The organism is Streptomyces sp. H51 (assembly GCF_035656535.1).
GTDB lineage: Bacteria > Actinomycetota > Actinomycetes > Streptomycetales > Streptomycetaceae > Streptomyces.
The window spans coordinates 127461-138314 of sequence record NZ_JAYMHD010000066.1; the positions used below are offsets into that span (position 1 = coordinate 127461).

Below are 10854 nucleotides of genomic sequence, written 5' to 3' on the forward strand. Positions count from 1 at the left end.
GTGACCGACTTCGTCGAAGCGGAGCAGGATTCGGCGGTCCGTGAGGACACGCCCCGGGGGGCCGAAGAAAGGTTCCGGGGACTGCTGGAGGCGGCGCCGGACGCCATGGTGATCGTCGACGACACCGGGACCATCCGGCTCGTCAACGCCCAGACCGAGGCCCTCTTCGGCTACCCGCGCGGGGAACTGCTGGGCCGTCCGGTCGAGTTGCTGATCCCGCGCCGCTTCCGCGCCCAGCACACCGTCCACCGCGGCGGTTACGCCGCCAATCGCCAGGTGCGTCCCATGGGGGCCGGACTGGATCTGCACGGGCTGCGCAGGGACGGCACCGAGTTCCCGGTGGAGATCAGCCTCAGCCCGCTGGAGACCGCCGAGGGGCTGCTGGTGTCCGCGGCCGTGCGCGACGTCAGCGACCGCAAGGCCGCCGAGGCGCGCATCAACGAACTCGCGGCGCTGGTGGAGTCGTCGCAGGACGCGATACTCGCCAAGACCCTCGACGGGTACATCACCTACTGGAACGCGGCCGCGCAGAACCTGTACGGCTACACCGCCGAGGAGGCCATCGGCCGCCATGTGTCCGTACTCGCCCCGGCCGAGCTGACCGAAGAGGTCTTCGTACTGCTGGAGCGGCTGCGGCAGGGCGAGAAGGTCGAGCACTTCGAGACGCTGCGGGTCACCCGCACCGGGGCCCTGCTCGACGTCGACGTCACCCTGTGGCCGACCCGGGACGCCGGCGGCACCGTGGTCGGGGCGTGTGCCATCGTGCGGGACATCAGCGACCGCAAGCAGGCGGAGGCCGAACTCACCGCCCTGTACGAGCAGCAGCGGCACATCGCCCTCACCCTGCAGCGCAGCCTGATGGGCACCCCTCCCGCCCTGCCGGGCCTGGCCACCGCCAGCCGCTACCGGCCCGCCACTCAGGGCGCCGGCGTGGGCGGCGACTGGTTCGACCTGGTGCCGCTGGGGGCCGACCGGGTCGGGGTGCTGATCGGCGACGTCATGGGCCGCGGGCTGGAGGCCGCCGCCGTCATGGGGCAGCTGCGTTCGGCGGCGCACGCGCTCGCCAAGACCGGCATGCAGCCCCGGCAGCTGATGCAGGCCCTGGACACCTGCGTGGCCGACCTGGACGTGCCGGACCAGCTCGTCACCTGCTGCTACCTGGTCATCGCCCCGGACGCCGGGACGGTGACGGTCTGCTCGGCCGGGCACCTGCCGGTGCTCGTCGCGGGCGCCGACGAGACGGTCCGCGGCCTGCCGGCCCCGGTCAACGCGCCGCTGGGCGTGGGCGGCGTGCTGTTCCAGCAGTCCTGCACGGCGATACCGCCGGGCGCGACGCTCGTGCTGTACACCGACGGCCTGATCGAGACGCCGGGCAGTGACATAGAGGTCCGGGTCGGTGAACTCACCGTCGTCCTGGACGACTACTTCACCGGCGGCACCCCGTGCCTGGAGAGCGCGGCCGACCATGTGCTGGCGAGTCTGCTGCCCGACGCGGAGAGCCACAACGACGACGTGACGCTGCTGCTGGCCAGGCTGCCGGCCGCGCCCCTGGCCGCCATGACGACCGACCTGCCGGCCCTGCCGTCCTCCGTGCCGGAGGCACGGGTGTTCCTCCACAAGGCGCTCACCGCGTGGGACTGCGCCGACGCCGCCGACGAGGCGCTCCTGCTGCTGTCGGAGACGCTGACCAACGCCGTGCAGCACGCGGAGGGCCCCATCGGGCTGCACCTGCGCCGCACGGCCACCGACCTCACCGTCGAAGTCAGCGACCGCAGCCCGCACCTGCCCCAGCCGCGCCTCGCCGGCGAGGACGAGGAGTCGGGCCGGGGCCTGCTCCTGGTGCGGGCGCTGGCCCACAACTGGGGGGTACGGCCCACCGACGAGGGCAAGACGACCTGGTTCACGCTCCGGCTGTGAGCCGGCATCCCCGGCTTCCCCGGCTGTGACCCGGCTTCCCCGGCCGTGCCCCGGCTTTCCGCGCGACGGTCAGCGGGCCTTCTCGGGGGTGCGGGCGGGCGCGGCCACCCCGACCGTGCGGGAGCGGCGCCGGTAGACCAGGTAGGGGCGCGTCAGGTAGCCGAGCGGCACGCTCCAGACGTGGACGAGCCGGGTGAACGGCCAGGCCGCGAAGAGCAGGCAGGCGGTGAGCGCGTGCAGCCGGAACAGCAGCGGGGCACCGCTGATCGCGTCGGGCTGCGGCTGGAGGGCGAAGACGCCGCGGAACCAGACCGAGACCGTCTCCCGGTAGTCGTAGCCGCCGCCGAGGACGTTGTGCGCGGCGGTCGCGGTGATGCCGAGCAGGACGGTGGCGGCCAGCAGCGGGAACAGCAGCTTGTCGCTGCGGTCGGTGGTGAGCCGGACGCGGCGGGTCAGCAGCCGGCGGGCGCACAGCATGCCCAGGCCGGTGACCATGGCGACGCCGGCGACCGAGCCGAGCCAGACGGCGGTGGTGTGGTAGGCGTGCTCGGAGACGCCGACGGCCTCCGTCCAGGAGGCGGGCACCGCCAGGCCGACCACGTGCCCGGCGATCACGGCGAACGCGCCGAGGTGGAACAGCGGGCCGCCCCAGCGCAGCCAGCGGTGTTCCAGGAGCTGACTGGTGTGGCTGGTCCAGCCGAACTGGTCCTGCCGCCAGCGCCAGACGTGCCCGACCACGAACACGGCGAGGCAGACGTACGGGAAGGCGACCCACAGCAGCAGGTCGGAGGTGGAGACGTTCATCGCGGGTCTTCCTGACGTGCGGGCGCGGCCAGGGTCGGCGCGGCCTGCTCGGGCGGGACGAAGGTGCCGGGCGGGGCGAAGGCGCCGTAGCCGTACGGGTCCAGGCCCACCTCCTCGGCGGGCGGCCCCTCGGCGGCGAGCCGGGCGACGGCCGCCAGGTCCGCCTCGGTGGGCGGCGGCAGCAGCGTGCGCAGGGCGGCGAGCAGGTGCCGGTAGGGCGAGTCGGCGTCGGTCAGGGCGTGCTGGATCAGTTCCAGCCCGCGCCGGTGCTGCCGCAGCGGTGCCTCGCCCCGCCCGGGGCCGGCGAGCGCCGCGAACTCCAGGACGACCGGGAGGTGGTCGGGCAGTTCCCCGCCGTCGACGTCCCAGCCGGCGGCCTTGTAGCGCTGGGCCAGGGCCAGCAGCGCCATGCCGCGGCGGCGGGTGTCGCCGTGCAGGTAGTAGGTCAGGTACAGGCTGCTCCTGCGGCGCAGGTCGAACATCTCGACGTAGTGCCGCTCCAGCGCCTCGGGCTCCTGGCCGGTGAACCAGTCGGTGAAGGCGGTGAGTTCGGCGGTCGCGTCGGACGGCGGCAGCACGGCCACGGCGGCCGCCAACCGGGCTCGTCCCGCGGTCAGTTCGGAGTCGGGGTACTGCAGGAGCAGCGACAGCAGCCGCAGCAGCAGGGCGCGGCGCTCGGCCTCCTCGGGCGTCACCGCGGTGCGGCGGCGGGTGGTCGCGCGGATGCGGGTGCGGACGATCGCCGGGATGGTGGCTGGCAGCGGGCTCATGCATGTCCTCCGTCGGACGCGCGGCGCAGGGTGGGGATGCCGAGCATGACCCGGCGTTCGGACGGCCGGCCGGTGGACTCCACCGGGCAGCGGTTCTCCATGGCGCTGAGGGCGGCCGCGTCCTCCTTGTGGGCGGCGGGGACGACGTACCGGTCGGCGTACTTGGCGACGGCGAGCAGCCGGTGCAGGTCCTCGGCCTCGCGTGCGGTGAGGCCGACGGCCTCCAGCGCCGTGCCGTCGGCGTCCTCGCCCAGGGTCCGGGCGCGCATGTGGGAGCGCAGCGCGGTGAGCTTCATCAGCACTCCGGCCACCACTTCGGCGTCTCCCGCGGTGAACAGGCTCGCGAGGTACTCCAGCGGGATGCGCAGCCGGGTGACGGCGGCGAAGACGTGGTCGGGGTCGTCCTGGTCGCCGCCCGCCGCGCCGACCGCGTCCAGGACCGGGGACAGCGGCGGTACGTACCAGACCATCGGCAGGGTGCGGTACTCCGGGTGCAGCGGCAGCGCCACCCGGTAGCGGCACACCAGGTCGTACACCGGGGAGCGGCGGGCCGCGTCCAGCCAGTCCTCGGGGATGCCGGAAGCGCGTGCGGCGGCGGCGACCTCGGGGTCGTGCGGGTCGAGGAAGACCTCGCGCTGGGCCTGGAGCAGGTCCTGCTCGTCGGGCGTGGCCGCGGCCTCGCCGACCCGGTCGGCGTCGTAGAGCAGCAGGCCGAGGTAGCGCAGCCGGCCGACGCAGGTCTCGGAGCAGACGGTGGGCTGGCCGGCCTCGATGCGCGGGAAGCAGAAGGTGCACTTCTCGGCCTTGCCGGTGGCGTGGTTGACGTACACCTTCTTGTACGGGCACGCCGTCACGCACATGCGCCAGCCGCGGCAGCGGTCCTGGTCGACCAGGACGATGCCGTCCTCGGCGCGCTTGTACATGGCGCCGGACGGGCAGGCCGACACGCAGGCCGGGTTGAGGCAGTGCTCGCACAGGCGGGGCAGGTGGAAGAGGAAGGTCTGCTCGAACTCGAAGCGGACCTTCTCCGCCCACTCGCCGGTCAGGTTGGGGTCGCCGCCGGCGTGTTCGGGGGCGCCGCCGAGGCCGTCCTCCCAGTTGGCGCCCCAGGTGATCGCGGTGGGCCGGCCGGTGAGGACGGAGCGGGGGCGGGCCACCGGCATGTCCTGCCCGGCGGGCGCGTTGACGAGGTTGTCGTAGTCGTAGGTGACCGGCTCGTAGTAGTCGTCGATGGAGGGCAGGTCGGGGTTGGCGAACAGCGACAGCAGCCGCTTGACCCGGCCGCCGGAGCGCAGCACGAGCCGCCCGCGCTTGTCGAGCGTCCAGCCGCCCTTCCACTGCTCCTGGTCCTCGTAGCGGCGCGGGTAGCCGACGCCTGGCTTGGTCTCGACGTTGTTGAACCAGGCGTACTCGACGCCGGTGCGGTTGGTCCACGTCTGCTTGCAGGTGACCGAGCAGGTGTGGCAGCCGATGCACTTGTCGAGGTTCATCACCATCGCGATCTGGGCCATGACCCGCATGTCAGTACTCCACGTCCTGTGAGCGACGGCGGATGACCGTGACCTCGTCGCGCTGGTTGCCGGTCGGTCCGTAGTAGTTGAAGGCGTAGGTGAGCTGGGCGTAGCCGCCCGCGAGGTGGGTGGGCTTGAGCAGCAGCCTGGTGAGGGAGTTGTGGATGCCGCCGCGCCTGCCGGTGACCTCGGTCTTCGGCACGTTCACGTTGCGGTCCTGCGCGTGGTACATGTACACCGTGCCCTCGGGCATCCGGTGGGTGACCACGGCCCGGGCGGCGACGACGCCGTTGCGGTTGTACGCCTCGATCCAGTCGTTGTCCTTGACGCCGATCTTGTCGGCGTCGGTGCCGGACATCCAGATGGTCGGTCCGCCGCGGGACAGGTCGAGCATGAACTTGTTGTCCTGGTAGTTCGAGTGGATGGACCACTTGGAGTGCGGGGTCAGGTAGCGGACCGTGACCTCCGCCCGGCCGTCGCCCAGACGCTCGTCGCCGTAGTGGCGGGGCGTGTTCAAAGGAGGCCGGTAGACCGGCAGTTGCTCCCCGAGTTCGGCCATCCAGTCGTGCTGGACGAAGAAGTGCTGGCGGCCGGTGAGGGTGTGCCAGGGCTTCTTGTGCTCGGTGTTGATGACGAACGGGGAGTAGCGGCGGCCGCCGGTCTCGCTGCCGGACCACTCGTACGACGTCATCACCGAGCGCGGCTGGGTGCGGGTGTCCGAGAACGTGATGCGCTCCGCCTCGCGCTCGGCGGCGAGTTCGACGAGCCCCTCGCTGCCGGTCTGCCGCTCCAGCTCCTTGAATCCCTCCGTGGCCAGCCGGCCGTTGGTGGTGCCGGACAGGGCGAGGATCGCCTCGCACATGTCGGAGGCGGTCGCCAGTGACGGGCGTCCGGCGGCCGTGCCGTCGCGGACCGTGCCGTTGCGGTGCCGCAGTTCCTCGATCTCCCGGTCGGGGTGGACGGTGACGCCCTTGGTGGTGGTGCCGAGGGTGTCCAGGAGCGGGCCCACGGCGCGCATCTTGTCGGCGACGGCCGCGTAGTCGCGCTCGACGGTGACGAGCTTCGGCATGGTCCGGCCGGGCACCGGCTCGCACTCCCCCGCCTTCCAGTCCCTCACCACGCCGCCGGGCTGGGCGAGTTCGTCCGGGGTGTCGTGCAGCAGCGGCACGGCGAGGACGTCGGTGCGGGTGCCGAGGTGCTCGCGGGCCAGTTCGCTGAAGCGGTCGGCGATGGTCAGGAACGTGTCGTAGTCGGTGCGGGCCTGCCACGGCGGGGCGATGGCCGGGGTGAAGGCGTGCACGAAGGGGTGCATGTCCGTGCTGGACAGGTCGTCCTTCTCGTACCAGGTGGCGGCCGGCAGGACGACGTCGGCGAGCAGGCCGGTGGAGGTCATCCGGAAGTCCATGGCGACCATCAGGTCGAGCTTGCCCTCGGGTGCCTCGTCGTGCCAGACGACGTCCGCCGGCCGCGCCCCGGGCGGCGCCTCCTGGCTGCGCACGGCACTGTCGGTGCCCAGCAGGTGGCGCAGGAAGTACTCGTTTCCCTTGCCGGAGGAGCCGAGCAGGTTGGCCCGCCACACCGTCAGCACGCGGGGGAAGTTGGCCGGGTCGTCGGGGTCCTCGACGGCGAACTTCAGCCGGTTCGCCTTCAGTTCGTCGACGATGTGCTCGGCGACCGGGCGGCCGCGCGCGGCGGCCTCGTCGGTCAGGTCGAGCGGGTTGCGGTCGAAGCCGGGGTGGCCGGGCGTCCAGCCGAGCCGCACCGCCTGTGCGAGGGAGTCGGCGAACGCCTTGCCCTTGAAGCGGCCCTCGCCCAGCGGGGAGGCCAGTTCGTCGGGTCCGAAGGCCTCGTAGCGCCACTGGTCGGTGTTGAGGTACCAGTACGAGGTGCCCGCCATGTGCCGGGTGGGCCGCTGCCAGTCGAAGGCGAAGGCCAGGTGCTGCAGTCCGGTGACCGGGCGGACCTTCTCCTGGCCGACGTAGTGCGCCCAGCCGCCGCCGTTGACGCCCTGGCAGCCGGTCATGGTCGTCAGCGCCAGGAAGGCGCGGTAGATGGTGTCGGAGTGGAACCAGTGGTTCGTGCCCGCGCCCATCGCGATCATCGAACGGCCCTGGGTGCGCTCGGCGTTGCGGGCGAACTCGCGGGCGATGCGGGCGGCCTGCGCGGCCGGCACCGAGGTGACGGTCTCCTGCCAGGCGGGGGTGTAGGGCTGGTCGGCGTCGTCGTACGACTCGGGCCAGCTGCCGGGCAGTCCGGGGCGGCGCACGCCGTACTGGGCGAGCATCAGATCGAAGACGGTGGTGACCAGGCGGCCGCCGATCCTGCGGACCGGGACGCCGCGGACCATCGTCGAGCCGCCCTCGGTGGCGCCCTCGTCGAAGCGGGGCAGCGCGATCTCCACCGTGTCCTCGGCCCGCTCCAGCAGCGACAGTTCGGGGACCACGTCCCCGAGGTCGAGGTTCCAGCGGCCCCGCCCGGCTTCCCCCCACCGGAAGCCGAGCGAGCCGCCGGGGACCACCGGATCGCCGGTGGCCCGGTCCAGGAGGACGGTCTTGAACTCGGCGTGCTCCTCGTCGGCGCGCCCGAGGTCGGCCGCGGTGAGGAAGCCGTCGGGGACCAGCCCGTGCGCGCCGTGCTCGCGCAGCGTCACCAGGAACGGCGCGTCCGTGTACGTCCTCAAGTACTGCTGGAAATAGGGCACTTCACGGTCGACGAGGAATTCGCGCAGGATCACGTGGCCCATCGCCATGGCCAGCGCGCCGTCGGTGCCCGGGTGCGGGGCGAGCCACTCGTCGGCGAACTTGACGTTGTCGGCGTAGTCGGGGCTGACGGCGACGACCTTGGTGCCGTTGTAGCGGGTCTCGGTGAGGAAGTGCGCGTCGGGGGTGCGGGTGACGGGGATGTTGGAGCCCCACATCACCAGGTAGCCGGCGTTCCACCAGTCGGCCGCCTCGGGCACGTCGGTCTGGTCGCCGAAGACCTGCGGCGAGGCGACCGGCAGGTCGGCGTACCAGTCGTAGAACGACAGCAGCGTGGCGCCGATCAGCGACATGAAACGGGCCCCGGCGGCGAAGGACGCCATCGACATCGCCGGGATCGGGGAGAATCCGGCGACGCGGTCGGGGCCGTAGGTCTTGATGGTGTGCACATGTGCGGCGGCGACCAGCTCGGCGACCTCGTCCCAGTCGGCGCGGACCAGGCCGCCCTTGCCGCGGGCCTTCTTGTAGGCGCGCGCCTTGGCCGGGTCGGAGGTGATCTCGGCCCAGGCTGCGACGGGGTCGCCGAGGCGGCGCCGGGCCTCGCGCCACAGCTTCAGCAGCGCGCCCCGGACATAGGGGTAGCGCACCCGGCTGGGCGAGTAGGTGTACCAGGAGAAGGACGCCCCCCGCGGGCAGCCGCGCGGTTCGTACTCGGGGCAGTCGGTGCCGATCGACGGGTAGTCGGTGGCCTGGTGTTCCCAGGTGATGATGCCGTCCTTGACGTACACCATCCACGAACAGGAGCCGGTGCAGTTGACGCCGTGGGTGGAGCGCACCACCTTGTCGTGCGCCCAGCGGTCGCGGTAGAAGCCCTCCCACGCGGAGTCGCCCTCCCCGAACACCGCTCGTCCGTCGGCCGAGACCTCGCGTCGGGTCAGCAGCCGGCGGGCGGCCAGCGGCCAGCCTTCGGCGCCGCGGCCCTGCGGGGGGTGCGCGATCTTGTCGTTCTCCATGAGGCCGGACGCTATGCGCGCCGCGGGGGATGCCACGTTGGGCCGAACGGCCCCGACCGGACGCCGTAGGGCCCGGCATGCCGGGACCGGTGGCCACGGCCGGGACGGACGGGCCGCCGCTCGGCCCCGGAGACCGGTGGCCGCGACCGGGACGGGGCAGCTGTCCGGCCCGAGAAGCCGCGTTCGTACGCCGCCGCGAGCTTCTGCCGGCCGGCCGCCGCCAGTTCGTCCTGCGCCTCACGGGTGATGCCCCAGGCGCGGGCGGTGACGGCCGCGTGCTCGCCCATCGAAAGGCCGGTGCGCGGCTCGGCGTTGCGCGGGATGTCGGGGATCGGCCGGGACGGGCGGACGCGGGCGAGCGCCTTGATGGGGACCGGTGGCCACGACCGGGACGAGCCGGCTGCCACTCAGCCCCTGCGACCGGTGGCCGCGACCAGGACAAGCCGACCGCCACTCCGCCCCGGAGGCCGGTGGCCACAGCCGGGGACAGGCAGACCGCCGCCCAACACCGGAGGCCGGTGAGCGCGGTCGGGGCGGGTCGGTGCCGCTCGGCGCCCGGCGCGCGGGGGCCGGGGACGGCGGTCGGACACGAGGCCCGGGGACCGCGGTCGGACACGAGGCCCGGGGACCGCGGTCGGACACGAGGCCCGGGGACGGCGGTCGGACACGGGGCCCGGGGTGCATCGGGCCGGCGCGCGGGGCCTGGGGACGGCGGTCGGACCCGGGGCCCGGGGTGCATCGGGCCGGCGCACGGGGCCCGGGGGTGCATCGGGCCGGCGCACGGGGCCCGGGGGTGCATCGGCCCGGCGCACGGGGCCCGGGGACCGCGGTCGGACACGAGGCCCGGGGTGCATCGGCCCGGCGCGCGAGGCCCGGGGACCGCGGTCGGACACGAGGCCCGGGGTGCATCGGCCCGGCGCGCGAGGCCCGGGGACCGCGGTCGGACACGAGGCCCGGGGTGCGTCGGGGCGGCGGGCGGTGAGGTGGTCGGTGTCCTGCTCCGAAGGACGGTCCGAGCTGCGGCGAAAGGGCCGTTCGGCCCTTGCCGGGAGGCCGCGCAGCCCCTGCCCGGCCTGTCGGCCGCCCCCGGATGCTGGTAGCGGAGGGCCCGTGCCGGAGCGGACCGGGCGGGCACCGACCGGGGAGGTGTTGACTGTGGCTCGCCCCGTTGTCGTAGGACTCGACGGTTCCCGCGAGAGCCTCGCCGCCGCCGACTGGGCGGCCCGGGAGGCACTGCGTCGCGGACTGCCGCTGCGACTGGTGCACGCCTACGAGGGCCTGTCCCACGAGGTGTCGGAGCTGCCGGAGCTGGAAGTGCCGCGCTACTGGGCGGGGCGGATCCTGCGTGCCGCCCTGGACCGGCTCGACGAGCAGTACCCGCAGGTGCAGCTGAGCGGCGAGCAGATCGCGCTGCCCGCCGCTGAGGCACTGGTCTCGGCGGGCGACGGGGCCGAGCTGCTCGTCCTGGGCAGCCGCGCGTTCAGCGGTTTCGGCGGTTTCATGGCCGGATCCGTGGCGCTCGCGACGGTGGCCCACGTGCGGCGGCCCGTGGTGCTGGTGCGCGCCGACCGGACCGCGGCGGACGAGCACGTCCCGGACGCCGGGGGCCGGCCGTCCGAACGCGCGCCGTACCGCGAGGTCGTGGTCGGTGTGGACACCGGGCACCCGTGCGAGGAGGTGCTGAGGTTCGCCTTCGAGAGCGCGACCCTGCGCACCGCTCCGCTGCGGGTGGTGTACACCTGGCAGCCGCCGCGCCTGCCGGGTCCGGCGGACGTCCAGGCCGCCGACGCGGCCCGGACCGAGGCCGAGCAGGCGCTCACCGCGCTGGTGCGGCCGTGGCGTGAGAAGTTCCCCGCGGTCCAGGTCGGCGAGGTCGTGCGCATCGGGCATCCCGCGCAGGAGCTGCTGCACGCGGCGGCGGACGCCGGGCTGCTGGTGGTCGGCCGGAAGGCCCGTCCGGGCCGGTTCGGCACGCACACCGGCCCGGTCGCCCACGCGATGATGCACCACGTCCGGTGCCCGGTCGCGATCGTCCCGCACGGGTGAGGCGCGAGCGGCACACGAGGAAGGGAGCATGGGCCCCGCGGCGGGGACGTTCGGCCCCTGCGGGAGCCGCCCGCCCCGGAGTTACCACTTGAGG

General features: G+C 73.6%; 6 protein-coding genes and 1 pseudogene. 2 read left to right on the forward strand and 5 right to left on the reverse strand.

The genetic code is table 11. The annotated features are described in order from the left end of the window. A complete protein-coding gene (locus VKA29_RS22605) occupies positions 1 to 1917 on the forward strand; it encodes a PAS domain S-box protein (protein WP_324787764.1) in 1917 nt (638 codons plus the stop codon). A 69-nt stretch (positions 1918 to 1986) separates the two neighbouring features. Here the strand turns inward: VKA29_RS22605 and narI are convergent, their stop codons facing one another. The 5 genes and pseudogenes from narI to VKA29_RS22630 all read right to left on the reverse strand — a co-directional run. Next, on the reverse strand, positions 1987 to 2721 hold the full coding sequence (gene narI, locus VKA29_RS22610; RefSeq protein ID WP_324787765.1) for a respiratory nitrate reductase subunit gamma: 735 nt from the start codon (positions 2719 to 2721) through the stop codon (positions 1987 to 1989). Further along, positions 2718 to 3491, reverse strand: a complete 774-nt coding sequence (gene narJ / locus VKA29_RS22615; protein ID WP_324787766.1) for a nitrate reductase molybdenum cofactor assembly chaperone — start codon at positions 3489 to 3491, stop codon at positions 2718 to 2720. Before narJ ends, narI begins: the two co-directional genes overlap by 4 nt. Beyond that, positions 3488 to 5011 carry a nitrate reductase subunit beta gene (gene narH, locus VKA29_RS22620; RefSeq protein ID WP_324787767.1) on the reverse strand — a complete coding sequence of 508 codons (1524 nt, stop codon included), beginning with the start codon at positions 5009 to 5011 and terminating at the stop codon, positions 3488 to 3490. Before narH ends, narJ begins: the two co-directional genes overlap by 4 nt. A 1-nt stretch (position 5012) precedes the next feature. Then, positions 5013 to 8714, reverse strand: a complete 3702-nt coding sequence (locus VKA29_RS22625; RefSeq protein ID WP_324787768.1) for a nitrate reductase subunit alpha — start codon at positions 8712 to 8714, stop codon at positions 5013 to 5015. 146 nt (positions 8715 to 8860) lie between these two features. Next, positions 8861 to 9082, reverse strand: a pseudogene (locus tag VKA29_RS22630) (acetyl-CoA C-acyltransferase); the annotation flags it as partial. Positions 9083 to 9869: 787 nt separating this feature from the next. On the opposite strand from VKA29_RS22630, the gene VKA29_RS22635 reads away from it, so the two are divergent. Then, entirely contained in the window at positions 9870 to 10760 is an 891-nt protein-coding gene (locus VKA29_RS22635; RefSeq protein WP_324787769.1) for a universal stress protein, read from the forward strand. Positions 10761 to 10854 lie beyond the last annotated feature (94 nt).